The 26,677-nt window shown below is 73.1% G+C and carries 22 protein-coding genes; 9 read left to right on the top strand and 13 right to left on the bottom strand.

Going from position 1 to position 26,677, the window contains the following annotated elements:
• The first annotated feature begins 322 nt into the window (after window positions 1-322).
• The gene (locus M8I34_RS12115) at window positions 323-1,120 is read left to right on the top strand and encodes a L,D-transpeptidase (RefSeq protein ID WP_374210895.1); all 798 of its coding nucleotides are present in this window, start codon (window positions 323-325) and stop codon (window positions 1,118-1,120) included.
• Here M8I34_RS12115 and M8I34_RS12110 read toward each other — a convergent pair.
• From M8I34_RS12110 to M8I34_RS12095, 4 genes are read right to left on the bottom strand one after another with little or no spacing between them, the layout of a single operon-like run.
• On the bottom strand, window positions 1,107-3,203 hold the full coding sequence (locus tag M8I34_RS12110; RefSeq protein WP_250049410.1) for an ABC transporter ATP-binding protein: 2,097 nt from the start codon (window positions 3,201-3,203) through the stop codon (window positions 1,107-1,109). The genes M8I34_RS12115 and M8I34_RS12110 overlap by 14 nt on opposite strands.
• A 36-nt stretch (window positions 3,204-3,239) precedes the next feature.
• Window positions 3,240-4,136: an ABC transporter permease gene (locus M8I34_RS12105; protein ID WP_374210893.1), complete on the bottom strand. Its 897-nt coding sequence runs from the start codon at window positions 4,134-4,136 to the stop codon at window positions 3,240-3,242.
• On the bottom strand, window positions 4,133-5,083 hold the full coding sequence (locus tag M8I34_RS12100) for an ABC transporter permease (protein WP_250049409.1): 951 nt from the start codon (window positions 5,081-5,083) through the stop codon (window positions 4,133-4,135). The genes M8I34_RS12105 and M8I34_RS12100 overlap by 4 nt, the downstream gene beginning before the upstream one ends.
• Window positions 5,080-6,879, bottom strand: coding sequence for a peptide ABC transporter substrate-binding protein (locus M8I34_RS12095; protein ID WP_284050224.1), 1,800 nt, complete (start codon window positions 6,877-6,879; stop codon window positions 5,080-5,082). The genes M8I34_RS12100 and M8I34_RS12095 overlap by 4 nt, the downstream gene beginning before the upstream one ends.
• Before the next feature lie 275 nt (window positions 6,880-7,154).
• Here M8I34_RS12095 and M8I34_RS12085 point away from each other — a divergent pair, with 275 nt between their 5' ends.
• Both M8I34_RS12085 and M8I34_RS12080 read left to right on the top strand, forming a co-directional pair.
• A complete protein-coding gene (locus M8I34_RS12085; RefSeq protein WP_250049408.1) occupies window positions 7,155-8,333 on the top strand; it encodes an ROK family transcriptional regulator in 1,179 nt (392 codons plus the stop codon).
• 63 nt (window positions 8,334-8,396) lie between these two features.
• Complete coding sequence (locus M8I34_RS12080) at window positions 8,397-9,920, top strand: M81 family metallopeptidase (protein ID WP_250049407.1); 1,524 nt, start codon at window positions 8,397-8,399, stop codon at window positions 9,918-9,920.
• 179 nt (window positions 9,921-10,099) lie between these two features.
• On the opposite strand, the gene M8I34_RS12075 is transcribed toward M8I34_RS12080, so the two are convergent.
• From M8I34_RS12075 to M8I34_RS12060, 4 genes are all read right to left on the bottom strand, one after another.
• Window positions 10,100-11,374, bottom strand: coding sequence for an MFS transporter (locus M8I34_RS12075; protein WP_250049406.1), 1,275 nt, complete (start codon window positions 11,372-11,374; stop codon window positions 10,100-10,102).
• 199 nt (window positions 11,375-11,573) lie between these two features.
• Window positions 11,574-12,737, bottom strand: a complete 1,164-nt coding sequence (locus M8I34_RS12070) for an amidohydrolase family protein (RefSeq protein WP_250049405.1) — start codon at window positions 12,735-12,737, stop codon at window positions 11,574-11,576.
• Window positions 12,737-14,134 (bottom strand): glutamine synthetase family protein, encoded by a 1,398-nt coding sequence (locus M8I34_RS12065; protein ID WP_250049404.1) that lies wholly within the window; start codon window positions 14,132-14,134, stop codon window positions 12,737-12,739. The genes M8I34_RS12070 and M8I34_RS12065 overlap by 1 nt, the downstream gene beginning before the upstream one ends.
• 102 nt (window positions 14,135-14,236) lie before the next feature.
• Window positions 14,237-16,300 (bottom strand): SpoIIE family protein phosphatase, encoded by a 2,064-nt coding sequence (locus M8I34_RS12060; RefSeq protein WP_244417751.1) that lies wholly within the window; start codon window positions 16,298-16,300, stop codon window positions 14,237-14,239.
• A gap of 206 nt (window positions 16,301-16,506) precedes the next feature.
• On the opposite strand from M8I34_RS12060, the gene M8I34_RS12055 reads away from it, so the two are divergent.
• The 6 genes from M8I34_RS12055 (at window position 16,507) to M8I34_RS12030 (ending at window position 21,346) form a co-directional block, all read left to right on the top strand.
• Window positions 16,507-17,376, top strand: a complete 870-nt coding sequence (locus tag M8I34_RS12055; protein ID WP_030992305.1) for a TetR/AcrR family transcriptional regulator — start codon at window positions 16,507-16,509, stop codon at window positions 17,374-17,376.
• Between the two features lie 86 nt (window positions 17,377-17,462).
• On the top strand, window positions 17,463-18,350 hold the full coding sequence (locus tag M8I34_RS12050) for a 3-keto-5-aminohexanoate cleavage protein (protein WP_250049403.1): 888 nt from the start codon (window positions 17,463-17,465) through the stop codon (window positions 18,348-18,350).
• A 60-nt stretch (window positions 18,351-18,410) separates the two neighbouring features.
• Window positions 18,411-19,382, top strand: coding sequence for a 3-hydroxyacyl-CoA dehydrogenase NAD-binding domain-containing protein (locus M8I34_RS12045; protein WP_250049402.1), 972 nt, complete (start codon window positions 18,411-18,413; stop codon window positions 19,380-19,382).
• Window positions 19,379-19,849: a thioesterase family protein gene (locus M8I34_RS12040; protein WP_250049401.1), complete on the top strand. Its 471-nt coding sequence runs from the start codon at window positions 19,379-19,381 to the stop codon at window positions 19,847-19,849. Before M8I34_RS12045 ends, M8I34_RS12040 begins: the two co-directional genes overlap by 4 nt.
• A gap of 159 nt (window positions 19,850-20,008) precedes the next feature.
• The gene (locus M8I34_RS12035; protein WP_250049400.1) at window positions 20,009-20,341 is read left to right on the top strand and encodes a DUF427 domain-containing protein; all 333 of its coding nucleotides are present in this window, start codon (window positions 20,009-20,011) and stop codon (window positions 20,339-20,341) included.
• Between the two features lie 207 nt (window positions 20,342-20,548).
• Entirely contained in the window at window positions 20,549-21,346 is a 798-nt protein-coding gene (locus tag M8I34_RS12030) for a DUF309 domain-containing protein (protein WP_250049399.1), read from the top strand.
• 87 nt (window positions 21,347-21,433) lie between these two features.
• On the opposite strand, the gene M8I34_RS12025 is transcribed toward M8I34_RS12030, so the two are convergent.
• The 5 genes from M8I34_RS12025 to M8I34_RS12005 all read right to left on the bottom strand — a co-directional run bounded on the left by M8I34_RS12025 (window position 21,434) and on the right by M8I34_RS12005 (window position 26,622).
• Entirely contained in the window at window positions 21,434-22,606 is a 1,173-nt protein-coding gene (locus M8I34_RS12025) for a D-alanyl-D-alanine carboxypeptidase family protein (protein ID WP_250049398.1), read from the bottom strand.
• A 209-nt stretch (window positions 22,607-22,815) separates the two neighbouring features.
• Window positions 22,816-24,069: a cytochrome P450 gene (locus M8I34_RS12020; protein ID WP_250049397.1), complete on the bottom strand. Its 1,254-nt coding sequence runs from the start codon at window positions 24,067-24,069 to the stop codon at window positions 22,816-22,818.
• A gap of 160 nt (window positions 24,070-24,229) precedes the next feature.
• Complete coding sequence (locus M8I34_RS12015; protein WP_250049396.1) at window positions 24,230-25,450, bottom strand: MAB_1171c family putative transporter; 1,221 nt, start codon at window positions 25,448-25,450, stop codon at window positions 24,230-24,232.
• Complete coding sequence (locus M8I34_RS12010) at window positions 25,443-26,129, bottom strand: hypothetical protein (protein WP_250049395.1); 687 nt, start codon at window positions 26,127-26,129, stop codon at window positions 25,443-25,445. The genes M8I34_RS12015 and M8I34_RS12010 overlap by 8 nt, the downstream gene beginning before the upstream one ends.
• Before the next feature lie 4 nt (window positions 26,130-26,133).
• A complete protein-coding gene (locus M8I34_RS12005) occupies window positions 26,134-26,622 on the bottom strand; it encodes a helix-turn-helix domain-containing protein (RefSeq protein ID WP_244417759.1) in 489 nt (162 codons plus the stop codon).
• Window positions 26,623-26,677: the final 55 nt, after the last annotated feature.

Here is a 26,677-nt window from a genome sequence, read left to right as displayed (position 1 = left end):
TGGGATCCGGTGGCCCAGGCGGGCTCGGCGGGCCGGGAAGCGGGTCCGGGACGGGCGGCGGGCCTCCCGGATCCGGGGGCGTGGGCTGCGGATCGCGGTCGAGCGTGCGCTCACTGCGCGTATGCGGTTGCCGCTGCACTGCGGGCCTCCAGACTGAGACGGCTAGTGGCACATGAGCCCCCGTACCCGAGTTTCGCCCGTCCATGGCCCCGGCGCACGGCGGATTGCCGCGGACGGGTTGCGCATGGGCCGGGTGCGGCGTATATGACCCGATCGGGCGGCGCCCGGCGAGCCCCTCACGCCCTACATTGCCGTCATGCCCATGACGCACAGGACGACGCATCCGGCGACGGACGGCACCACGACCGCGGCCGGGAGCCCGGTCCGGGCCCGGCCCGCGGCCCGGCCCGCGGCACTGCTGTCCGCGGTCGCCGCGGTGCTGTTCGCGCTCGCCGCGCCCGCCCCGGTGGCCACCGCCTCCTCCGTCCACCGCATCCCCCTACCCGCCCTCATGGCCGACACCGGCGGCGGCGACCAGCTCATCACCGCCCGGGCGCCCACGACGCGCGCCACCACCGGGACCGTGCGGTGGTGGCAGCGGCACAACGGCCGCTGGCGGCAGGCCGGTTCCGCGCCGGCCCGCTTCGGCGCCGGCGGGCTGACCGAGGGCAGCACCCGGGTGCAGGGCACCTCGACCACCCCGACGGGGCTGTACGACCTGCCGTTCGCCTTCGGGACCGCCCCGCCGCCGTCCGGCACGGCGAGCCCGTACCGCAGGGTCGGCGCGGACTCCTGGTGGTGCGAGGACAACGCCTCCGCCTCCTACAACCGCTGGGTGGCGCCACTGCCGCCGGACTGCGCGGCCGGTGAGTCCGAGCGGCTGGCGGACTATCCCACGCAGTACGCCCGAGCGCTGGTCATCGGCTTCAACTACCACCGCCCGGTGCACGGCCGCGGCGCCGGGATCTTCCTCCATGTCAACGGGAAGGGCGCCACGGCCGGCTGTGTGTCGGTGCCGGCCGGGGCGATGGCGCGGATCCTGGCCTGGGTCCGCCCGTCCGCGCATCCGCATGTCGCCATCGGTACGGCGTACGGGCCGACCGCCCTCACCCGTTACTGACGGCTTCCACGGTGAGCGGGAAGTGGCAGGCCACCCGGTGCCCCGCCGTCTCCGGCTCGGCCGGCGGCGGCTCCGTCGTCGCGCACAGTGCGGTCGCGACCGGGCAGCGGGTGCGGAACCGGCAGCCGGAGGGCGGGGTGGCGGCCGACGGGGCCTCGCCGGCGAGCGGTGCGCCGGCCGGGGCGGCGTCCGGGTCGGGCGCATTGACGGTGTCCAGCAGCCCCCGGGTGTAGGGGTGCAGCGGGCGGGCGAAGACCTGCTCGGCGGGGCCGGTCTCCACGAGCTTGCCGAGGTACATCACACCGACCGAGTCCGCGAGATGCCGCACCACCGCCAGGTCGTGCGAGATGAAGAGATAGCCGATCCCCTTCTCCCGCTGGAGCTCGCGCAGGAGGTTGAGGATCTGTGCCTGGACGGAGACGTCGAGCGCGGAGACCGGTTCGTCGGCGACGACCAGGGACGGAGCCAGCGCCAGGGCGCGGGCCAGGCCGAGGCGCTGGCGCTGGCCGCCGGAGAACTCGTGCGGATAGCGGTCCACCGCGCCGCGCGGCAGCCCCACGTCGTCCAGCAGTCCGGCGATCCGCCGCCGCTGCCCGGCCCGGTCGCCGATGCCCTGGATGACCAGCGGTTCGCGCAGGACGGCGCCCACCCGCATCCGGGGGTCCATGGACGCGTAGGAGTCCTGGAACATCAGCTGGACCTCGCGCCGGTGGGCGCGCAGCTCCCTCCTGTTCAGGGTGCTGATATCGCGGCCGGCGAAGTGGACGGTACCGGTGGTGGGCGCCTCCAGACCGACGGCGATCCGGCCGAGGGTGGACTTGCCGCAGCCGGACTCCCCCACGATGCCGAAGGTCTCGCCGCGCCGGACGGTCAGGGAGACGCCGGCCACCGCGCTGACCTCGGCGCCCCGCCCGCCCGGCTTCCGGCGGGTGAAGGGGCCGCCGTGCAGCGGGTAGCTCTTGCCGACGTCGGTGAGCCGCAGCAGCGGTTCGTCCGTCCGTACCGGGGGCGCGGCGGGCGTGGGCGGGCGCAGTTCGGCGGCCGGGTCGGCGCCGGGGGCCGGTCCCGCGGGGTGGAAGCAGGCGAAGGCGTGGGCGGTGGCGGCGGGCGCGGTGCCCTCGGGGCCGTCGGTGAGCTCCGGCTCGGCGACGCGGCAGAGGTCGGTGACGAAGCCGCAGCGCGGGGCGAAGCGGCAGCCGGCGGTGCGGGTGAGGAGGGACGGCGGCAGGCCGGGGATGGTGGCCAGCGGCCTGCCGCCGTCGGTACGGGGTGCGCCCCCGCCGGGCGGGAGCCGGGGGAGGTCGGGAAGGGCCGCGAACAGCGCCTGGGTGTAGCGGTGCCGCGGGGTGGCGAACAACGGGCGCACCGCGGCCCGTTCGGCGATCCGGCCGCCGTACATCACCGCGACCCGGTCGACCCGGTGGGCGATCACTCCGAGGTCGTGGGTGACCAGGATCAGCGCCATGCCGAGGCGGGCGCGCAGCTCGTCGATGAGTTCGAGGATCTGGTGCTGCGTGGTGACGTCGAGGGCGGTGGTCGGTTCGTCGGCGATCAGCAGCCGGGGCTCGCAGACCAGCGCCATGGCGATCGCCACCCGCTGCCGCATCCCTCCGCTGAGCTGGTGGGGGTAGCTCGTCAGCCGTTCGGCGGGGCGCGGCATGCCGACCAGCCGCAGGGTCTCCTCGGCCCTGTCCCAGGCGTCGGCCTTGGTCAACTGCCGGTGCAGCAGCAGGGGTTCGGCGACCTGGGCGCCGATGGTGAGGGTGGGGTTGAGGGAGGTCAGCGGGTCCTGGAAGACCATCCCGACGGTGTTTCCGCGGACCTTGCGCAGGGCGGGTTCCGGGGCGGCGGCGAGGTCGGTGCCCCCGAACAGGATCCGGCCACGGGTGATCCTCCCGCCCGGCGGCAGCAGGCCGAGGACGGACAGCGCCGTCATGGTCTTGCCGCAGCCGGATTCGCCGACGATGCCGAGCGCCTCCCCCGGGGCGAGGTCGAGGTCGATGCCGTCCAGGGCCCGGACGGTGCGGCCGCGGCCGGCGATCTCGACATGCAGGTCCTCGATCCGCAGGAGCGAGTCGGTCATGGTGTGGGTCCTCGCTTCAGGTCGTCCGAAACCGCGTCAGTTCTTGTTGATCCGCACGTCGAAGGCGTCCCGCAGCCCGTCCCCGATGCAGTGGAAGGCGGCGACGACCAGCACGATCGCCAGGCCCGGCGGGAAGATCAGCCACCAGTAGCCGACCTGGGTGTAGGTGATGCCGGCGGAGAGCAGGGAGCCCCAGTCGGCGGCGGGCGGCGGGATGGACAGGCCCAGGAAGGACAGATAGGCGACGTAGAGGATGGCGTCGGCCACCTGGAAGGTGGCGTTGACGACGACGGTGCCGACGGCGTTGGGCATGATGTGCCGGAAGACGGCCCGCCCTCCGCCGCCGCCCATCAGCCGCATCGCATGGAGGTAGTCGCGGCTGCGCAGCGCCAGCGCCTCGCCGCGGATGAGCCGGGCCGGGGAGAGCCAGGCGACGGAGGCGATGAGGAGGATGAGGACGGGCTTGCTGGGGGTGACGATGGCGGCGACCACGACGAGCAGGAAGAGCGCCGGGATGGCGAGCGCGGCGTCGGTGATCCGCATCAGCACGGCATCCGTCCATCCGCCGAAGTAACCCGCCACGGAGCCGTAGAGCGTCCCGAAGCACGTCGCCAACAGCCCTGCCGCCAGGCCGACTTCGAGGGAGGTGCGGCCGCCGTACATCAGCCGGCCGAGCAGGTCGTAGCCGAGGTCGGTGGTGCCCAGCAGGTGGCCTGCGCCGGGGGCGCGGTTGGCCTGGGAGAGGTCGGTGTGGATCTGGTCGGTGGGGTGGACCAGCGGCCCGAGGAAGCAGAAGGCCAGCAGGGCGAGCAGCACCAGGGCGCCGGTGAGGGCGAGCTTGTTGCGGGCGAAGACGGCGAGCGTACGGCGGGTCAGGCCGGGTGTGGCCAGGGCCGCGTCCGGCTGCGTGGCGTCGAGGGCGGTGGTCGTCACGTCACGCTCCTGATGCGCGGGTCGAGGACGGCATAGGCGATATCGGTGAGCAGGGAGCCGAGGACGGTGGCGACGCCGACGACGAGCGTGACGCCGAGCAGGACGGGGAAGTCCGAGCTCTGGGCGGCGTTCCAGAACAGCAGCCCCATGCCCGGGTAGTTGAACATCGACTCGACGACGAGGGTGCCGCTGAAGAGGGTGGGGAGGTAGAGGCCGAGGAGGGTGGCCAGCGGGATGAGGGCGTTGCGCAGCACGTGCCGGGCCAGGAGGCGGGCGTTCGACTGGCCCTTGGCGCGTGCGGTGCGTACGTAGTCCTCGCCGAGGTTGTCGAGGACGGCGGAGCGCATATAGCGGCTGAAGGCGGCGATGATGCCGAGCGCGGCGGTCAGCACGGGCAGGACGAGCGCGGCCGGGGCGGCGAGGATGCCGCCGGCCGTGTCGGCCTGCGGCGCCTCGGCCGGCAGCAGGGGCAGTTGCTGGCTGAAGACGAGGATGAGGACCAGACCGAGGAAGAACACCGGGGTGGCGTAGGCCAGGAAGGCCGCGCCGGTCAGGACGTAGTCGGCGGCCTTGCCGCGCCGTACGGCCTGGAGGACACCGAGCGGGACGGCCAGCAGCACGGCGAGCGCGAGGGCGAGACCGGCCAGCAGGGCGGTCTTGGGCAGCCGCTCGGCGAGCAGGGCGGCGACGCTCTGGTTGAGCTTGTAGGACTCACCGAGGTCGCCGGTGAGCAGCCGTCCCAGATAGCGCACGTACTGCTCGGGCAGTGAACGGTCGTACCCCTGCTGGTGGTTGAAGTGGGCGACGGACTCCGGGGTGGCCTGGACGCCGAGGATGGCGCGGGCCGGTCCGCCGGGGAGCAGATGCAGCAGGACGAAGACGATGACGGAGACCAGCAGCAGCACGACGAGGGCCTGCGCGAGGCGCTTGGCCAGGAATCGGATCACCGGCGGGCCCCGCCCTTCTTCACGAAGTACCAGTTCTGCGGTGCGAGGGACAGCGTCGGGTTCTGGTCGACGCCGCGCAGATCGTTGCGGATGACGGAGACCTGGTAGGCGGGGTTGGGGGTCCACAGGACCGGGAGCTGACGGGCCACCTCACGGCCGTAGGTGCGCATCGCGGCCGGGGCGTCGGAGTACTCGGTGGCCCGGATGAGCCGGTCGGTGCGCGGATCGGACCAGTTGCCCATGTTGGAAGGGGCATGGGTGGCGAAGAGTTTCTCGCCGCTGGGGTCGGGCGGGAAGTACCAGCTGCCCTGGGTGCCGAAGAAGCCGAGCTGCCATTGCGCGCACCGGGGCTCGGTCCGCTTGCAGGGGACGGTGGTGCCCAGGACGGTGTTCAGCGGCTGCTGCCGGATGTCGAGGGTGATGCCGACCGTGCCGAATGCGGACTTGACGGCCTGCATCGTGTTGGAGGTCTCGGTCGAGCCGGACTGGGAGAGCAGGGTGAGGCGCAGCTCCTGGCCGTCCTCGATGCCCGCGCCGCACTCCCCCGCGCCGTCCCCGGGCCGGGTGCAGCGCAGCGTGCCGTCCCGGTCGGTCCAGCCGTGCCCGGCGAGCAGCGCCTTCGCCCGCTCGGGGTCGTACGGATACGGGTCGCGGTCGAGGAGACCGGCGGGGATCGGGCCGAGGGTGGGGGCGGCGCTGCCGTGCCAGATCACCCGGGAGATCGACTTCTGGTCGATCAGATGCTGGAGGGCCTGGCGCAGATAGGCCTGGCGCAGCAGCGGTCCGGCGGTGGGGTGCTGGAAGTTGAGGACGATATAGGTGACCGCCCAGCCCTCCCACGGGTCGATGCGATAGCCCCGCTCCTTGAACTTCGCGGACTGCGCCATGACGGAGGGCGGGATATAGCCGTAGTCGACGCCGCCGGCGCGCAGCACATTGAATTCCGAGTCGGCGGTGGTGAAGGGCTTGAGGACCACCCGGTCGAGATGGGGTCTGTCGGGCCCGCGGTACTTCCGGTTGGGGACCAGGGAGACCTGTCCCGACGTGGTCCATTTCTCGATGCGCCAGGGCCCGTTGACGGTCCTCCACAACGGGTCCGTGGCGAACTCCGAGAACTTCCTGGCGTGCCGCATCAGCCGGGCGAAGGCCCGCTCGGGGCTCTGGTGGCCGGGGTTCCAGGCGTGTACGGGGAGGGCGACGAAGTCCTGGAGCTCGTTGGCGGTGAACCATGCCGGGTTGTAGGCGCGGTCCAGCCGGAGGCGGAAGGTGTGGTCGTCGACGGTCTCGAAGGCCTTGACGTCGTCCGGCATCAGCTTCGGCGCATATCCGGCCCAGTCCTGCTTGTTGTGCTTGATCAGGTCGAACCAGAACTTCACGTCGCGGGTGGTGACGGGCTTGCCGTCGGACCACTCGTACCCCTTCTTCAGCGTGATGCTGACCGTTTTGTTGCCGTCGCTGTAGCGGGGCGTTTCGGCGAGGCCGCGCGGCGAGTCCATGGTCAGCGCGGCACCCTTCGGCTCGGGTGTGTACAGCGGCAGGAACAGCAGGCTCTGGATGGCGCTGTTGTACGAGGCCAGGTAGCCGGGGGCGCCGATCGGGAAGATCCAGTTGGGGGTGGCGGCGGGCGGCAGGGCCATGGTGGCGGTGCCGCCCTCGACGGGTGTGCCGCCGGTGGGGCCCAGATCGGTGACAACGTTGCCAGAGAGGTCGCAGCCGGTGAGTGCGGAGGTACCGAGCAGGACGGCGGCCGCCAGACGCCCCAGGGGCCCGCGTAGGCGTGGACTGCGCAGACCCATGCTGCCTCCGGATGTCGACCGGTCGAAGAGTGCGAGCAAAGTACGGAGGGCCGAGAAAAGAAGTCAAGACCTTGGCGAAACAACGCCGACTGCGGTCTACTGTCGGCGAGTTGGTCCCCGCACTTCCTTCGACCGGCGAAGCAAGTTCCGCTGCGGCACACCTCCCCTCGCTGCGACGCGGCGGCCCGCCTCTCGCCCCGCCCTGCCCGGTGTTCACCCCCATCCGCCACCCGACTCCCCCACCCCCCCATCCGCCCCGAGCCGAAAGGCGCCCCATGACCGCCTCCGAGGAGCAGCCCGGCTCCGCCGCGCATGTCCTCGCACTCGTCGCGAACGGCTCCGCGGCCTCCCGCGCCGACCTCGTACGCGAACTCGGGCTCGCCGCGTCGACCGTCTCCCTCCGCGTGCAGGAACTCGTCGAGGCCGGGCTGCTGACCGAATCCGGCGAGGGCGCCTCGCGCGGCGGCCGGCGCCCGAGACTGCTGCGGGTCGCGGACAACGGAGCCGTCGCGCTCGCCGCCGACCTGGGCAGCCATCACATCCGCACCGGCGCCGTGGGACTGACCGGCGACGTTCGCGACGTCGACGAGCACGCCTTCGATCTGACCGCCGGGCCCGAACCCGCCCTGGACGTCCTCGCCGAACGGCTGACGGCACTGGCCGAACGGCAGCGCGCGGCCGGCCGTACGGTCCGCGGTGCCGGCATCGGCTTCCCCGGCCCGGTCGACGCGGGCGGCGCCCGGATCATCGCTCCGTCCCGGATGCCCGGCTGGCATCTGTTCCCGCTGCGCGACCGGCTGGCGGACCGCCTCGGTCTGCCGGTGCTGCTCGACAACGACGCCAACATGATGGCGCTGGGCGAGCATCGCGCCGCGCACCCCACCCGACGCCATCTGGTCGTCGTCAAGGCGGGCCGCGGCATCGGCTCGGGTGTCATCAGCGACGGACGGCTGCACCGCGGGGCGCGCGGTTCGGCCGGCGACATCAGCCATGTCCGGGTGGACGAGGCGGCCGAACTCCCGTGTTCCTGCGGCAACATCGGCTGTCTGGAGACCGTGGCGAGCGGCGCCGCGCTCGCCGCCGCACTGCGCGGCAAAGGCCTGGCCGCCGACTCGGCGACCGACATCCTCCGGCTGGTCGAGAACGGCGAACCGCATGCCACCACCCTGGTGCGCCAGGCCGGCCGGGACATCGGCGCGGTCCTCGCCGTCGTCGTGAACTTCTTCAACCCCGAGGCGGTGATCCTCGGCGGGGCGCTCTCCGGCGCCCAGCCGCTGGTCGCGGCCGTACGCGGGATGCTCTATGAGCGCTGTCTGCCGATGGCCACCAGCGAACTCACCATCAACGCCGCCGTCTGCGGCCCGGACGCGGGGCTGCTGGGCGCCGGCCACGCCGTACTGCGCCGCCCGGCCGCCGCGGACGGACCGCCCGCCCCCGCAGCCGGGCGCGGCTGACCGCCGCCCCGCAGCAGCGCCCGGAACCCGCCCGCCCGCCCGCCACCCACGGAAGGTGCGCCCATGCCCTCACCGACCAGCCGCCGTCTCCGCATCGGCATCGGCGGAATGGCCATCGAATCCAGCCAGTTCTGCCCGCACCGCTCGGCCTACGACGACTTCCGCGTCACCCGGGGGCGCGCCCTGCTGGACCGCTACACCTGGACCCGGCCGGACGGCGACCTGGCCGGGCGGGTCGAGTGGGTGCCGCTGGTGCATGCCGTCGCGATGCCCGGCGGACCGGTCGAGCGCGCCACCTACGACCGCCTCAAGGGCGAACTGACCGACCGCATCCGGGAGTCGGGGCCGCTGGACGGGCTGGTCTACGACATCCACGGCGCCATGAGCGTCGTCGGGCTGGACGACGCCGAGGCCGATCTGACCGACGCCGTACGGGCCGCGACCGGCCCCGCCACCCTGATCTCGGCCGCCATGGATCTGCACGGCAATGTCTCGCGCCGCTTCGCCACGCAGCTCGATCTGCTCACCGCGCACCGTATGGCCCCGCACGAGGACGCCTGGGAGACCCGGGAGCGGGCCGCCCGCAAGCTCGTGGAGCGCCTGGCCCGCGGGACGGGCCGCCCGCACCGGGCCTGGGTGCAGATTCCGGTCCTCCTGCCCGGTGAGAAGACCAGCACCCGGCTGGAGCCGGCCAGGTCGCTGTACGGGCGGCTGGCCTCGGTCGAGGCGCTCGACGGGGTCGTGGACGCGGCGCTCTGGGTCGGGTACGCCTGGGCCGACGAGGAGCGCTGCCGGGCGGCGGTGGTGGTCACCGCGGACGATCCCCACCTCGCCCTGGCACAGGCCGGGTCACTGGCCCGCGCGTACTGGGATGCCCGCCGGGACTTCGTCTTCGTCGGCCCGACCGGGGACGCGGACACCTGTATCGCCCGCGCCGTCGCCTCCCCCGCCCGCCCGTTCCTGATCAGCGACTCCGGCGACAACCCCACCGCGGGCGGGGCCGGCGACCTCGCGTACATGCTCGGCCGGCTGCTGGCCGACGAGGAGTTGGCGAGCGGCCGGGTCACCGCACTGCACCCGGGCCTCACCGACCCGGAGGCCGTCGCCGTGTGCTTCGACGCCGGGGTGGGCGGTGAGGTCACACTCGCCGTGGGCGGCCGGTTCAGCGCGGGCACCGGCCCCCACGCGGAGCCCTACGAACTCACCGGCACGGTCACCGCCCTGGAGGACCCGGCAGACCCCGGCTCCGCCGGCCCGCGGGAGAACCCGGCCTACGACAGGGGCGGCCGGTCCGCGGCCGTCACCCGCGGCGGGGTGACGGTGGTACTGACCGAGCGCCGCCGCCCGTTCCACACCCGCGCGGACTTCGGGTCACTGGACCCGCTGTCCTACGACCTGGTGGTCGTCAAGATCGGTTACCTGGAACCCCAACTCCACGCCATGGCGGCGGACTGGCTGCTCGCACTCACCCCGGGCGGGGTGGACCAGGATCTCCTACGACTCGGACACCACAAGGTGCAACGCCCCCTCTACCCCTTCGACGACAAGGGCTTCGAGGAACCGGACCTGACGCCGACGCTGCTCTAGCGGGGCGGTCGTTCGGCGTCCCGTCGGGCGCCCGACGGTCGGCGGTCGCCGGTCGCCGCGCAACGCGCATCCAGTGCTCGGCAGGAAGTCGTGACATGCCGGCAGTTCGTCCCGAACCGCACGTCCGAGCACGAGGGGGAGCCCCTGCTTCACCGTGGGGCTCCACCCCGCGCCTGCCGCTAAGGCTGCGGATCCCGTGCGTCATAGCGGGCGAAGGCGCGGCGGCCGAGGCCCAGGCCGGTCACCACCAGGACGCAGGCCAGGCCGCCGCCGATCACCGCGGTGGCCGGGGAGGTCAGGTCGGCGGCCGAGCCGGCCAGGAAATCGCCCAGCCGCGGTCCGCCGGCGACCACGACGATGAAGACGCCCTGGAGGCGGCCGCGCATCGCGTCCGGCGTCGCGGCCTGGAGCATGGTGCTGCGGAACACCATCGAGACGGTGTCCGCGCAGCCGGCCACGGCCAGGAAGAACAGACCGAGCCAGAGGTTCCTGGAGAGTCCGAAGCAGGCGATGGCGGCGCCCCAGGCGGCCACCGCGATCAGGATGGCCAGGCCGTGCCGGCGGACTCCGCCGAGCCAGCCGGAGAACAGCCCGCCCAGGACGGCGCCCACCGCGGGCGCGGCGACCAGCAGGCCCACGGTCTTGGCGTCACCGCCGAACCAGAGCACCGCGACCGCGGGGAACAGTGCGCGCGGCTGGGCGAGGACCATCGCCGCCAGGTCCGAGAAGAACGTCATCCGCAGATTCGGCCGGGTGGCGAGAAAGCGCAGGCCGTCCAGTACGGAGGCCCGCCGCCGCGGCCCCTCCCCCTGGTCGGGCCGCATGGACGGCAGCCGCCACATCGCGTAGAGCGAGCCGCTGAAGGCCACCACATCGATCAGATACGCGGCCTGGAAGCCCCACAGACCGACGATGACACCGCCCAGCATCGGCCCGCCCATCAGGCCGAGGTTGCTGGTCAGGGAGTTGAGGGCGTTGGCGGCCGGCAGCTGTTCGGCGGGCAGCAGGCGCGGGATCATCGACGAGCGGGCCGGTGAGTTCATCGCGAAGCAGACGGCCTGGAAGGCGACGACGGTGTAGAGCAGCCAGACCCGGTGGTATCCGGCCAGCGCGGCGGTGGCCAGGGTGAGGGACATGACGGTCGCGCCCGCGGCGCTGTAGAGGCCCAGTTTGCGGCGGTCGACGGTGTCGGCGATGGCGCCGCCGTACAGCCCGAAGACGACCAGCGGGACCAGTGAGCACAGGCCCACCAGGCCGACCGCGAAGGTGGAGTGGGTGAGGGTGTAGACCTGTAGGGAGACCGCGAGCGCGGTCATCTGCTGGCCCATCCAGGAGACGGTGTTGCCGCACCACAGTCGGCGGTAGTCCGGGGAGAGGCGTAGCGGGGTCAGATCGGCGAATATCCGGGAACGCGGGGGTATTTCGCTCTTCTCGGGGGTCGTTGTAGGGGCCACCCGGCGCAGTAAAGCACGCGGCGGGGGCGCGGCGGGCAGCGGGGCGGGAAGAGGTGCTCGCGGCGGGCACCCCTTACCTGTGAGACCTCCGGCCCTCGGCACGTACGCGGCGCCCGTGCCCCGGCCGCCCGTCACCCGCGCGTACGACCGTTCCCGGCCCGCCTGTCACCCGCGCGTACGGCCGCACCCGGCCCGCCCCTTACCCGCAGGTGCCGTCCGCCCGGCTGTCCGGAAGGCCGTACACCCTGCGGGCGTTGTCCGCGGCGATCATCGCGCCGACCCGCCGGGCGTCCTCGGCCGACCATGCCCCGGAGGCCGTCCAGTCGCCGAGGACGGTCGCCAGCGCGGTCCGGAACAGTGCGCTGCCGACGACATACAGCTCCGGGAGGCCGTAGGCGTCGGTGGAGAAGAGCAGTTTGCCGAAGGGCGCGAGCTCCAGGAATTCGGCGAGCACGGCCGCCGCCCGCGGGCCGGTGTGGGTGAGCGTCAGCCCGATGTCGGCGTAGACGTGCGGGAAGACGCTCGCCAAGTAGGCGGCTTGGCGGTGGTAGGGGTAACAGTGCAGCAGCACCAGGTCCGTTCCGGTGTCGGCGGTGGCCCGGACCAGGTCGGTCAGCAGCGCCGGGTCGGCGTGGTCGAGCCGGAGGTCGGGGTCGCCGAAGCCGGTGTGGAGCTGGAGGGGGCGGCCGGTGGCGACGGCCAGCTGGACGAGATGCCGCAGCAGGACCGGATCGGTGAGCCGGGGTGCGCCCGCGGCCAGCCAGGAGCGGGTGGCGGTGTGCACGGCGCCGAGGGCGGGCGGCGCGGGGTCCAGGGCGAGACCGTGGCGGTAGGCGGCGACGGTTTTGAAGGCGACGGCGGTGCGTGCGGCGTCCCGGACCGCGCGGGCGAGGGCGTCGGTGAACTCCTCGGCGTCGCGGGTGCCGGCCGCGATCCGCTCGGCCAGCGTCTCCAGCCGTACGACCTCGAAGCCGGCGCCGCCACCGTCCTCGGCGGTCTCGGCGGGGCCCGTGAGGTCGCCGGGCAGCCCGGTGTCGAGGAGGTACGTGCCGATGCCGGTGGCGCGCAGCAGACGGCGCCGGGTCTCGTCCGGGCCCAGTTCGCGGCGGCGGGCGAGGTAGCGGTCGGGCGGGCAGTGCACGGGCAGGTCGAGCAGCGGCGGGCACCAGCGGCGTACGGCAAAACCGGCCTGGGTGTCGAAGAAGGTGGTGCCCGCCGCGGGCGGCCGGTCCGATTCGGTGAGGTACGCGGCGAACGTCCCGGGGTCCGGTGCGTGCCGGAGCACTCCGTGGCAGTGGTGGTCGACCAGCGGCGGCAGGCCGTCGCCGGATCCGGGCCCGGCTCCCGGGACGTCCTCGGGCATCACCAGCGCCAGCGGGTGGCGGCGGCGATCGCGTCGTCCTCGCTCTCGGCGAAGTGGGCCTCCTCGGCGCGCCGGACGGCGAGCACCGCGCCGTGCAGCACCTCGCCCATCGCCTCGTACAGCGGGGCCGACTTCTCCAGCCGGTCGGCCGCCTCGGTGAGGGTGGCGGGCAGCCGGACGATGCCGCGCCGGGCGCGCTCCCGGACGCCGAGCACGCCCGGGTCGCCGGTCTGCGGTTCCGGCAGCCGCGTGGCGGACTCGATGCCGTGCAGCCCGGCGGCGATGACCGCGCCGACCGCGAGGTAGGGGTTGGCGGCGGCGTCGAAGGTCTTGACCTCGGCATGGCCGCCGTCCGGGTCGTCCGGGGCACCGGTGATCAGACGCAGCGCCGCCTCCCGGTTCTCCACGCCCCAGCACTGGTAGACGCCGGCCCAGTGGGAGGGCTGGAGCCGCAGATAGCTGGCGGGTGACGGGCAGCCGAGGGCGAGCAGGGCGGGCAGCGCGCCGAGGATGCCTCCGAGGAAGGCCGACGCGTCCGGCGCCAGGCCCCATGGGGCGTCGGGGGTGCGGTGCAGGCTCGTGCCGTCGCGGTACAGGCTGAGGTGGAGGTGGCAGCCGTTGCCGACCTGTCCGGCGACGACCGACGGGGCGAAGGAGGCGCGCAGGCCGTGCCGGACGGAGACGGCGCGGATGGTCTCGCGGACCAGCACCACATCGTCGGCGGCGCGGACCGGGTCGCCCGGGGCGGTGGTGACCTCGAACTGGCCCGGGGCGTATTCGGGGTGCAGCTGGAGGACGTCGATGCCCTGGACGCTCAGCGCCTCGGTGACGTCGCGGAGGTAGTCGGAGAGTTCGACGACGCGGGTCATGCCGTACGCGGGGCCCGTGCAGGGGTAGTCGAGCGGCTCGTCCGCACCGGTGGCGGACGGGTGGCCCGCCGGGGCGCGGGTGACCACCCACTCGGTCTCGAAGCCCATCCGCAGCTCCAGTCCGGCCGCGGCGGCCCGCTCCGTCATGCGCCGGGCGAACTGCCGCTGGCAGGCGGGGTGCGGCAGGCCGAGCTGGTCGTAGCGGTCCGCCGGCGCCCAGGCCCAGCCGGGCTGGGCGGCGAGCGTGGTGACCCGCTCCAGGTCGGGGAAGAGCCGCAGGTCACCGTCGGGCCCGCCGAGGTGGTCGGAGGCCGTGATGGCGTCGTCGGAGGTGAACACGTCGAAGACGGGGGACATCCCGACTCCGCGTTCCGCCGCGGCGGCGAGCCGTTCGGCCGGGACGGTCTTGACGCGGGCGATGCCCGCATTGTCCACCCAGGTCAGCGCCACGTTCCGGACGCCTTCCGCCGTCAGGCGGGCCGCCAACTGGCGGGCCTCCTGGCGCTGTTCCGCAGCCCGCGATCCCATAGAGCCGTCCGTCCTCACTGGCCGTGCCGATACGTACCGTGCCGATGCCTCGGCGCCCGTTGCCGCTGTGTGCCCTTGCCGGTCCGGCTCGACGCCTCCCGGTCAGGAGCAGTTGAACTCGCACCATACGCACTTTCCGCTGCCGCGCGGTTCCACACCCCAGACATCGGCCAGGCGGTCCACGAGGAGCAGCCCGCGGCCGGAGACGCCGGCCTCGCCCGGTTCCCGGCGCCGCGGCAGGCTGCTGGAGTGGTCCTCGACCTCCAGCCGCAGCAGCCGTCCGACGCTGTGCGGCATACGGATGTTGACGACGGCCTCGCCGTCGGTGTGCAGCAGCGCATTGGTGATCAGCTCGTCGGCGACCAGCTCGATCTCCTCGGCCCGCTCCGCCGCGCCCCAGGCGCGTACCGCGGCCCGGATCATGTGCCGGGCGGCGGACAGGCCCTCGGGGTCGGCGGGCGCGATGTGCTGGCGGAACCGTCCGACGATGTCGTGCTCGGGGGCACCGAGGCGGCGCAGCAGCAGGAGCGCCATATCGTCCTCGCCGGTCCGCTCGTCCGCCGACTCGCAGAGCCGGTCGGCGAGTTGCTGGACGTCCTGGGGGCCCTGGCGGACCTCGCGGGCCAACTGCCGCATCCCGTCGTCGATGTCGGTGCCGGGCTGTTCGACGATGCCGTCGGTGCACAGCAGCAGGGTGTCGCCGGGGGCGAGCAGGACGGTGGTGACGGGGTAGTCGAGCCGCCGGAATTCGGAGGAGATGCCGAGCGGCAGCCCGCCGGCCACCGGCAGCCTGCGGCAGATGCCCTCGGCGTGCCGGAGCAGCGGGTCGATATGGCCGGCCCGGACGATCCGGGCCGCGCCGGTGCTCAGGTCCGCATCGACGTAGGTGCAGGTCGCGAAGCGGTCGGTGTCGAGCTCGTTGAGGAAGGCGGAGGCGCGGGCCATGACGGTGGCCGGGGCGTGCCCTTCGGAGGCGTAGGCGCGCAGCACGATCCGCAGCTGGCCCATGAGCGCCGCGGCCTGGGTGTCGTGGCCCTGGACGTCGCCGATGACGGCGGCGACCCGGCCGTCGGGCAGCGGGATCACGTCGTACCAGTCGCCGCCGATGTCCCGGCCCATCCGGGCGGAGCGGTAGCGGACGGCGATCTGCGCACCGGCGACGCCGGGGATCCGGCGCGGCAGCATGGCCTGCTGGAGGCCCGCGGCGAGATCGTGTTCCTGGTCGTAGAGCATGGCGCGGGCCAGGCTCTGCGCGATGCTGCTGCCGAGCGCGACCAGGACATTGCGCTCCTGGTCGCGGAAGTCGCTCTCCCGCTCGAAGAAGAGGCCGATCACGCCGATCGGGCGGCCCTGCGCGATCAGCGGCAGATAGGCGGCGGAGTGGACGTGCAGCGGCTCGATGGCCGGCCACAGCCGGGGGTAGTCGCGCTTGAATTCCGCGCGGCTGCCCACATAACGCGGAGTGAGGGTGCGGACCACCTCGCTCATCGGGAATTCGTCCCCCACCCGCGTGTATTCGAGATCCGGTACAAAACTCCCCGCCTTGCCCTCGGAGATCAGCCGGATGCGTCCCGCCTCGACGAGCCCGAGGATGACGTTCTCCGCGCCCAGGCGGCTCAGCCCCTGCTCGTCGGCGAGCACGGCGATGACTTCGCCGACCGTTCGGGCGTGTGCCAGGGCGGCGGTGGTGCGCTCGACGACGCTGGTGTGCCGGCGGCGCTCCTCATCGACGGCGAGCCGCTCCGCCGCGTGGGTGTATTCGTGGCTGGCGTCGCGGACCACGCCGATGATGCGGCGGGGCCTGCCGGTGCTGTCCCGCCGGATGCTGCCCTGGCTGTGGGTCCAGCGCAGCTCGCCGTCGCGCAGCCGGACCCGGAAGTACGCGCCGTAGGAGTCGCTGCCGTCCTTGAGCGCCCGCGCGACCAGGGCGTCCAGGCGGGCCGCCTCATGGGCCGGGACGCGGCAGCCGAGCGTGGCCGGACGGTCGTCGTACTCGTCCGGCAGCATGTCGAACACCTCGAGGGCGGGCGGGTCCATGTGCATCAGCCCGCTGTCGAGGTCCCAGTCGAAGCCGCCCATGCCGTTGAGGGCCAGGGTCAGGTCCGGGTGGGCGGGCCAGTCGTCCGGCACCGACACGGTGGGCCGCTTCGCTCCCCGGTCAGCCATGCCGTCACTTTGCCACATTCACCCGGATTGCGGCGTGTCCAGCCCGTTCCTCCCTCCGCCCCTGGCTCCCTTCACCGCAATACTGACTCAGTCATCAGCAACCTCATCACGCCACCCTCCGGATCCCATAACAACAGGCCTCTGCATCACTTCATCCATACCCAGACCGTTGCGATGTTCTCAACGCGCTGTTACGGTCCGGGACCATGAAGGACGCCACCGGAGCCCGGATCACCGATGACGCCGGAGATGTGACGGTCCGTGTCCGCGAGGTGATCGAGCGGCTCGGCTGTAGCCACCGCGAGTTCGCCCGCCGGATCGTGATGGACCCCTCGAAACTGTCCAGATCACTGGGCGGCACCCGGCGTTTCACGCTGGCCGAGATCGTGCGTATCGCCGATATCGGCGAGGTCGACACGGGCTGGCTGCTCGGCGCCCCCGAGCGGCCCGCGACACCGCCCGACCGCGAGCCGGCGGCCGTCCCCGAGGGCGGCCGGCCGCTCCAGATCGTGCGGGAAACCGTCCGGCTGATCGCCGAGCACGGCTTCCACGGCGTACGGGTCGCCGATATCGCGGCCGCCTGCGGTACCAGCCCCGCGGCCGTGCACTACCACTTCCCCGGGCGCGACGAGCTGCTGGAAGCGGCCGTGCGCTGGTGCATGGACGAGGACACCGAGCGCCGCGCCGCGGGCCTGGCCGCGGCGCCCGACGCCCGCGCCGAGCTGCTGCATCTGATCGCGCTCCAGACCCCGCGCACCGAGCAGCAGCGCCGCCAGTGGCTGGTCTGGCTCGACCTGTGGGCCCAGGCCGCCCGCTCCACCGCCGTGGGGCGGCTGCACGAACACTACTACCGGCAGTGGCGCACCACCGTCGCCGATGTCGTACGCCGCGGCGTCGGCCAGGGCGTCTTTCGCACCGTCGATCCGGAGTTCGCCGCGCTGCGGCTGACCGCCCTGATCGACGGCCTGGCCACACAGGTGCTCGCCACCGCCCCGGACAGCACCGGCCCGGACACGATGCACTCCGCGCTGCTGGCCTTCGTGGAGAGCGAACTCACCGCCGCCCCCGCCGGCTGAGGCCGCCGCTCCCCGCCGCCTCCCTCGTACCGAGCCCGAGCCCCGAGCCCCGCCCCGAGGCACCACACCCCACCGAAGGGACCCCCGTGAACAACGAGGTCATCGTCACCTGTGCGCTCACCGGCGCCGGCGACACCGTCCGCCGCTCCCCGCACGTCCCCGTGACGCCCGAGCAGATCGCCGCGTCCGCCGTCGAGGCGGCGTCCGCGGGTGCCGCGGTCGTGCACATCCACGTACGCGATCCCGGGACCGGCGACCCCTCGCGCGATCCGCGGCTCTACGCCGAGGTCGTGGACCGCATCAGGCAGACCGGCACGGACGTCGTCATCAACCTCACCGCCGGCATGGGCGGCGACCTGGTGATCGACCCCGACGAGCCGCTCCGGCACCTGCCGGGCACGGACCTGGTGAGCGGCCTGGAGCGGCTCCCGCACGTCGAGGAACTGCTGCCCGACATCTGCACCCTGGACTGCGGTTCCCTCAACTTCGGCGACGGCTCCAACCTCTATGTCTCCACCCCCGACATGCTGCGGGTGGGCGCCCGGCGCATCCAGGAGCTCGGGGTACGGCCCGAGTTGGAGATCTTCGACACCGGCCAGCTGTGGTTCGCCAAGCAGCTGCTGGCCGAGGGGCTGCTGGACGATCCGACGGTCTTCCAGCTGTGCATGGGTATCCCGTGGGGCGCGCCGGCCGACCCGGGCGTCCTCCAGTCGATGGTGAACATGCTGCCCGAGGGCGCCCAGTGGGCGAGCTTCGCGCTCGGCCGGATGCAGATGCCGTGGGTCGCCCAGTCGATCCTCCTCGGCGGCAATGTGCGGGTCGGCCTGGAGGACAACCTCTACCTCAGCAAGGGCGTCAAGGCCACCAACGGCGGCCTCGTCGAACGTGCCGTGCAGATCACCGAGTTGCTGGGCGCCACGGTCGCCACCCCCGACCAGGCACGGGCCCGGCTCGGCCTGAAGCCGCGCGGCTGAACCCCGCCTCCGCTCCCCCGCTCTCCCCCTTGCCTCCCCTCCACCAGGAGCCGCTCCCCCATGCCTGAAACCACCCCTGCCCCCTGTGCCCCCGAGGACGTACGCCGCGTCGCCTGTATCGGCGCCGGAGTGATCGGCGGCGGCTGGGCCGCCCACTTCCTCGCCCGCGGCTACGACGTCACCGCCTGGGACCCGGCCGCCGACGCCGAGGAGAAGCTCCGCCGCCTGGTGGCCGCCGCCTGGCCCGCGCTGGAGCAGATAGGCCTGGCCGACGGCGCCGCACAGGACCGGCTGACGGTCGCCCCCACCCTCGCCGAGGCCGTCGCCGACGCCGACTTCGTCCAGGAAAGCGCCCCCGAGAAGCTGGAGTTGAAGCGCTCCCTGCTCGCCGAGCTCGCCGCCGCGACCCGCCCGGGCGTGGTCATCGCCTCCTCCACCTCCGGCTACCCGATGACCGATATGCAGACGGCGGCCGAGGACGCCGGCCGGCTGGTCGTCGGCCATCCCTTCAACCCGCCGTACCTCATCCCGCTGGTCGAGGTCGTCGGCGGCGAGAAGACGGACCGCGAGGCCGTCGCCTGGGCCTCGCGCTTCTACGACGTGGCGGGCAAGTCCGTGATCACCATGGACCGTGAGCTGCCCGGCTTCATCGCCAACCGCCTCCAGGAGGCCCTCTGGCGCGAGGCGCTGCACATGGTCGCGAACGGCGAGGCCTCGGTCGAGGACATCGACGCCTCGATCACCGAGGGGCCGGGCCTGCGCTGGGCGTTCATGGGCCCCTGCCTGACCTTCGCGCTGGCCGGCGGCGAGGGCGGTATGGCCCATATGCTCGACCACTTCGGCCCGTCACTGAAGTCGCCGTGGACCCGGCTGGCGGCGCCCGAGCTGGACCGTGAGCTGCGCGACGCCATGGTCGACGGCTGCGCGGACGCCGCGGGCGACCGTACGTACGCGGATCTGGTCGCCGAACGCGACCAGGGCGTCATCGACGTCCTCCGCGCCACGGGCCGGCTGGGGAGCGTCCGCCGATGACCGCTCACCCGCCGGGCGGCCTGCCCGTCTTCCACCAGACCGTCCAGGACGACTGGATCGACTACAACGGCCACCTCAGCGAGGCCTACTACGTCCTGATCTTCGGCTTCGCCACCGACGCCCTGATGGACGCGGCCGGCCTCGACGCGGCCTACCGCGACCGCACCGGCTGCTCCCTGTACACGGTCGAGGCCCACGTCCGCTATCTGCACGAGGTCGCCCGCGGCAGCGAACTCGCCGTCCGTACCACCGTGTTGGGCGTCGACGGCAAGAAACTGCGCCTCCTCCACGAGATGTTCGTCGGCGCTCCGTCCGGCGCACCGGTGGCCACCGAGGAACTGTTCACCCTGCATGTCGACCAGTCGGCCGGGCGCGCGGCACCCCTGCCCGACGCGAGCCGCGCGTACTTCGCGGGCGTGCTCGCTCCGGCGCCCCCGTGGGCGGGCCAGGGCATCCGCGCGGTGTAGTCACAGGTGGGTGAGGGCGGCGGAAGGCACGGCCGGGTGGTCCCGCACCGGCTCCCGGCCGTGCCTCGTGCCGGTCGGGCCGGACGCGTCGCCCCGGTGCCATCCTGGAAGGAGCGAGGACCTTCACCACTCACCGGGACCCACCGAGGGGAAGCCACCATGACCGCCACCAAGGGCCATCACATCGAGGTCGAGCAGGGCACCGACCACATCCGCGTCACGATCGACGGCCGGCTGGTGGCCGACACCCACCGCCCGCTCCTCCTCCACGAGACCGGCTACCCCGTGCGCTACTACCTCCCGCCCGAGGACGTACGCACCGATCTGCTGACGCCGTCCGAGACCCACACCGTCTGCCCCTTCAAGGGCACCGCCTCCTACTGGTCGCTTCCCGGCGGCCCGGAGGACATCGCGTGGGCCTACCCCGAACCGCGTCCCGACGTGGCACGGATCAAAGATCACTTCTGCTTCTACGAGGTCGACGCGGACTGACCCGGGAGCACCGGGCGCGCGTCACCCGGCGGCGCGCGTCACCGGCAGCGCACCTCCGGGCGCGCGCGTCCCCGGGCGCAGCGGCCCTGCGGAGTCATGGTCCCGGGGAGCCGTGGGCCTGGAGCCCCACGGGCAGGGAAATGCCCCCGTACAGAGGCATGCACCCCTCCGGCGACGCGGGACGGCCCCGCAGCGCACAATCGAAGGGTGAACGAAGCGGAGCACTCCCCCGACGAGCCCGGCGCCTCCCGCGAGCCCGGTGCGCCCCCCGCACACGACGAGGGCGGCGACCCGGCCTGCTGGCTGGACCAGGTCTGCGAGGCCTGCGGCCGGATCCGCGAGCGGCCCCGCGGTGCGGTCTGCGAGCACTGCGGCGCCGGGCCCGAGAAGACCGCGGCCGAGGAAGCGCCGAACGGCTCCCGCTCCCCTGCCGCCGGCCGGCCCGCCCCGCGCCGGGACCGCGACGAGGAGGGCCGGGCCCGCAACGCCCGTCCGCGCGACGGTCTCGGCCGGCCGCTGCCGTACGGCTCCCCGGGGGTGGCCCGGCAGCCCGAGGGGGTCCCCCGGACGCCCGCCCAGTCGCTGGCCGAAGCGCAGCGGCTGCTCGACGACGGGATGCCGTTCCACGCCCATGAGGTGCTGGAGGACGCCTGGAAGACGGCGCCGGAGGCGGAGCGGGAGCTGTGGCGGGGGCTTGCCCAGCTCGCCGTGGGACTCACCCATGCGGCGCGCGGCAACGCCGTGGGCGGTACGGCACTGCTCGACCGGGGTGCGGCGGCCATCGCCCCGTATGCGGACGCCGCCCCGCACGGGATCGATATCGCGGGGCTGACGTCCTGGGCCGGGGAGCTGACCGGCCGTCTGACCGGCTCCGGGGCCGTACCGGCGGCGGAGACCGCGCCCCGGCTGCGGGCCACGGGGGACAAGGCCGGGGGCCAAGCCGGGGAGCAGGCCGGGGACAAGGTCAGGGGCCCGGCCGGGGACAGGCCGGCCGCCGACGGGTGACGCCGGGGCCGGGCTCCGCCGGGACGAGCGGAGCCGACCGCCTTTCTCGTACACACCAGGGGCCGCAGGGACCACCGGCCCGGATGCCTACGCCGCGCCTCCCCTCCGCCCGCCGCGTCCGCGTGCCTGCCGCCACCGGGCGAGCAGGGCACCCAGCCCGACTGCCGCGACGCCGGCGCCGCCCGCCCCCAGGACGAGGGTCGAGCGCCGGGGGGAGCCGCCGCTCGCTTCGGCGCCGGTGACGTGGGCGGCCACCGGGCGGAACTGGCCGCCACCGTCGTAGGCGGTGCGTACGGCGTGCAGGGTGCCCACCGGCTGGGCGGTGCCGGCGGTGCCGAAGCCCCAGTCCAGCAGCGAGGCGGCTTCCTTGTAGACGGCGTTGTACTCGGTCGACTGCGGGTTGAGGACGGTGACCAGCAGCGTGCGGCCGTTCTGGCGGGCGGCGGCGACCAGGGTGTTGCCGGCCTTGGTGGTGTAGCCGTTCTTCACGCCGATCATGCCGGGGTAGCGGGACAGCCCGTGCGAGCCCACCAGCAGGCGGTTGGTGTTCTCGATCCGGTTGGCGGTGCCGCCCGCGCCGGGGAACGTGGCGCGGGGGGTGGAGCAGTAGCGGGCGAAGTCGTCGTGGGCGAGTCCGGCGCGGGCGAAGACGGTCAGGTCGTGGGCGGAGGACTCCTGGCCGGGCGCGTCATAACCGTCCGGGGACTTGACGGTGGTGTCGCGTGCGCCGAGTTTGCGGGCGGTCTCCTGCATCTCTTCCGCGGTGGTCCGCCAGCCGCCGTTCATCGAGGCCAGCACATGCACCGCGTCGTTGCCGGAGCGGAGGAAGACCCCGCGCCACAGGTCGGCGACGGTGTAGCGGCGACCCTGCTGGATACCGACGAGGCTGCTGCCGGCCCCGATGCCCGCCAGGTCCGCGGAGCTGACCTGGCGTACGGTGCCCGCCGAGAACTTCGGCAGGACGGTGACCGCGAACAGCGTCTTGAGGGTGCTGGCCGGGGCGAGCCTGCGGTGCGGGCTCTTCGCGGCCAGCACGCTGCCGGTGTCCGCGTCGGCCACCATCCAGGACAGGGCGCTCAGACCGCTGGGCAGCCTCGGTATACCGGGGGCGCTGACGACCTGCACCCCGGCACCGGCCGCGGCGGGCTGACGGGCCGTCGCGTCGTGGGCGGCGGCAGGTATGGACGTCAGCGACACACCGGCGGCGGCGATCAGCGTCATCGCCGCTGCCTTCTTGGACACACGCGCGTCAATTGCCATGCCGTCACGCTAAGAAGCGGCGCGGCAACCCGCAGCGCGGTTGAGCCAGACGGACCACGCCGGGTGCCGTACGCGCGGCGTGTCGCAACTGCAACGGGTGCAAAGAAGGACCCGCCCGGTGCGACGGGGGATGCACACCGGGCGGGTCTCAGGAACCTTTCTACCGCATGAGCGAACGGTTATGCCTCAAAAACTTGTTCGTTCGTCGCTCACCAAGCGACGGGGAGCGAAATCAGGCCACGTGATCGCAGCGTCCTGCGGTGCCGCAAATCACCACGCGGGACGTCCAGTCGCAGCCCCGGGAAGCGGCCGAGGAGCGCGTCGAGCGCAACGACAGCCTCCATACGGGCCAGCGAGGCGCCGAGGCAGTAGTGGATGCCGTGGCCCAGCGCGAGGTGCCCCGAGAGGTCCCGGCCGCGGTCGAAAGTGTCCGGATCCGGGAAGCGCGCCGGATCGCGGTTCGCGGACGCTATCGACAGCAGCACGCTCTCCCCGGCCGCGATCCGAACGCCGCCGATCTCCAGGTCCTCCTTGGGGAAACGACGGATCGACACCGGGGACGGGCCGTCGAAGCGCAGGAACTCCTCCACGGCCGCCGGCAGTTCGGCCGGATTCTGCTGCACCTGGCGGAGCTGGTCGGGACGGTCGAGCAGGCCGAGCACGGCGTTGCCGATGAGGTGGACGGTGTTCTCGTACCCGGCGAAGAGGAGGAGGAAGGCGAGCGAGGTCAGTTCGTCCTCGGTGAGCCGCTCGCCGCCCGCCCCGTCGCCCGCACCACCGGCCTGGTCGTCCCGTGCCGCGATGAGATCCGAGAACAGATCGTCGCCCGGCTCCGCACGCTTGGCCGCGATCAGGCCGGTGAAGAACTCCAGCATCGCCCCGATCGCCTCCTTCATCAGCTCCGGCCGGCTCGGATCCGGTGTGATGAGCGCGTTCGACCAGGCCAGGAAGTCGCGGCGGTCGCTGTGCGGGATGCCGAGCAGATCGTAGATCACGGTGATCGGCAGGGGACCCGCGTAGTCGGTCATCAGATCCGCACGGCCGCGCTCCGCCATCGCGTCCAGCAGCTCGTCGGCGGTCTTCCGTACGGGCGCCCGCAGCGCCTCGACCCGGCCCGGGGTGAAGGCCTTGACCACCAGGCGGCGGATCCGTGTGTGGTCCGGTGGGTCCATGTTCAGCAGATTGGCGTCCAGCGCGGGCGGCAGCGCGAAGCCGCGGTAGCCGCAGGGCGCGGCATGCTTCTTGTCCAGCGAGAGCCGCGGGTCGGCGAGGGCGCGACGGACGTCGTCGTAGCGGGTGACGAGCCAGGCGGGGTGCCCGTCGGCGCCGGTGATCCGGTGCACCGGGCCGGCCTCGCGCAGCGCGGCGCAGGCGGCGTACGGGTCGTCGAGGAGGGGCGTCACGTCGATGGGAGGCGTCACGTCGATGGGGGCGTCGGAGCCGGTATCGGCGGTGTTCTGCATGATCCCGACTTTAGGGGGCGTCTCTCCCGGTGCCCGGCCAAGTCCCTTCCGGCACAGGCCGTCTGACGACAGCGGCACCGGTCCCCCGGGACCGGTGCCGCCTTTCAGGTCGGGCGGCCCGGACCCCCGTGCCGGGCCACCCCGTCTTTGTGGTGGTGCCTCAGCCGCGCGCCATCGAACTGCGCTGGCGCAGCTCGGTGAGCACGGTCTCGATCAACGGCGAGTGGTAGACATCCGCCACCAGCGCCAAGTGTTCGTACTCCGCGGCGAGTTCGGCCGGTGCGGTGCCGCTGGAGACCACCACGCTGTCGGCTCCGTGGGCCGGCACATGGCCCACGGCACGGTTTTCCAGGCCGCGGCGGAGCGCGGCGGCCTCCGCGACGGCCGCCAGCTGCCGGTCGTCGAGGGCGACCGCGCGGGCCCGCTCACGGGCGATGTCGACGGCGTCGGACTCGACATGGCGGCGGATACCGCGCTGGACGTCCCGGATCTCGGCCATCTGCCGGTTGGCCCGCCACTCCAGATCGGCGAACGGCCACCGTACGGCCCATGCCGAGGCCTCCATCGTGACCTCCGGGGAGCGGGCGGTGACGGTCCGCCAGAGCGGGGAGAGACGGCGCAGCCGGCGCCAGGCGGCGACCCGGGGGCCGGCCGCCGGCAGCGCGAAGCCGGCGAGGACCATGAGCGCCGCGACCGAGGCGCTCATCGGCGCCACGCCGTTGGAGAGCCACAGCGCCGGGTGGCCCGTCCAGGACAGGACGAAGCCGATGACCTTGCAGGCGCAGTAGCCCAGGCCGAGCCAGCAGCCCGCGGCCAGCAGCCGCAGACCGCGTGCCAGATATGTCCTGCCGAGCCGGGCGGCGAGCCGCGGGCACAGCGTCCCCAGGGCCGCCGAACTCATCCCGAAAATGGCCAGATACAGCACCAGGAAGAGCATGACTCCGGGCGAGTCGGTGTAGGCGGTGCTGAAGTCGCGAGGGTGCTCGACGGCATCCGGCCTGCCGACCACGAACCCGGTGATCGCCACCGCCCACAGCGCGGCCACTCCCCCGACGGCGGCACGTGCCCTGGTCCGTGCACGGGCCCGCGCGGCCGCGCCCTCGCCCGCCGTCCAGCGCAGCAGCAACACCAGCGCCCCCGCGGCGAACACCACGACGGAGGAGTAGAGGAAGACCATGGCGAGGTTGGCCACGCCGGTCAGCCGGTCGAAGGCGCGGTAGATGCTCGGCGCGGAGAAGAGGAAGACCGTGGCCACGCCACCGGTCATCACACAGGCCAGCCCCAGGTCCGCATTGCTGCGGTCGCGGAACCAGGCGACGGACTTGTACCCGACGATCGCCCAGGCGGCGACGCCGAACGACAGATAGATGACATCAAACACGCGGGCCCCCGTCCTCCGCGGCGTCCGCACCGATCCCGTCGGCACCGTGGTCGCCGGACGGCGTCTCCTGCCGGCGCCGGAGGTGCTGGAGCGCGGGCCCGAGCGCCGCCGCCAGCTCGGCCGCCTGTCCCTCCAGGGGGAGTTCACGCTCGGCCGCGGACGGCGCCACCCGCTCCATCAGCAGCGTGCCGAGCACTTCGGTCTCCCGCTCGGCGAGGTTGTCATAGCCGTGGTGCCGGGCGAAGCCCATGGTCAGACCCATGCGCCGCATGGCCGTGGCGACATCGACCGAGGGCGTCCACAGCTTCAGCGCGTCCTCGGTGACCGCCGGGTCCTGGCCGTGGCCCAGCAGGAGATGGCTCAGTTCGTGCAGCACGATGTGGGCCTGGTGCCAGGGTGAGGTCTTGAGCTCGTAGAAGACCCAGTAGCCGTCGTCGGTGACGGCCGTCATCCCCGAGACCACTCCGCCCAGGCTCATCGGCACCAGGTGGACGGGCCGCGCCACACGTGCGGCGACGATGTCGCACATCCCGCGCAGATCGGTTGCGGCGGGCAGCGCCAGCTCCTTGATGAGCCGCTTGCACCGCCTGCGTATCTGCCCCACTCGCATGCTCGTCCCGTCCTCGTGTCCGGCCCGCTGCCAGGAAGCGAAAATCTGGCCGCGCTCAGCGGTCCGCATCAGGTCACTCACCGCTCCGGTCACCGCCCGGCTCCGGCGGGTCGGCCGGCAGATTCATCTGCTGCCGGAACTGGGAGATGATCGTCGTCAGACTGTCCTGCACCTCCGGCGGCAGCCCGACGGAGCGCAGCGCGATGGCACGCACCCGCTGGTCCCGCATGGCGGCGAGGAAGCGGACCTCTTCCTCCACCCGCTCGGCCTGCGGCTGCGAGAGGTCCCCCAGCAGATAACCGCCCGGTACGGCAAAGAACTTGGCCAGCGCGCGCAGCAGTTCCGGGCTGGGGTTCGTACGCCTGCCGTTGCGCAGCATCGACAGATACTGCTCGGTGACCTTGACCCCGCCGTACTCCTCGTCCCCGGCGCTGATCTCCTCGGCCACCAAGGCGTTGGTGTACGGCGCCCCGGGCGGATGCATGTTCGCGAAGAGATGGTTGAGCCGCTCCGCGAGCGTGCTGCCCGTCCCGTCGGACCGGCCGTCGCCCCCCACGCCCATGCCCACCGTCCCCCCATCGATCGGCCCCAACGAACAGTTAAGGCACCTGAATCGG

This window comes from Streptomyces sp. MCA2 (genome assembly GCF_023544705.1).
Lineage (GTDB): Bacteria > Actinomycetota > Actinomycetes > Streptomycetales > Streptomycetaceae > Streptomyces > Streptomyces decoyicus.
This window is presented reverse-complemented; position numbering and strand designations above follow the sequence as displayed.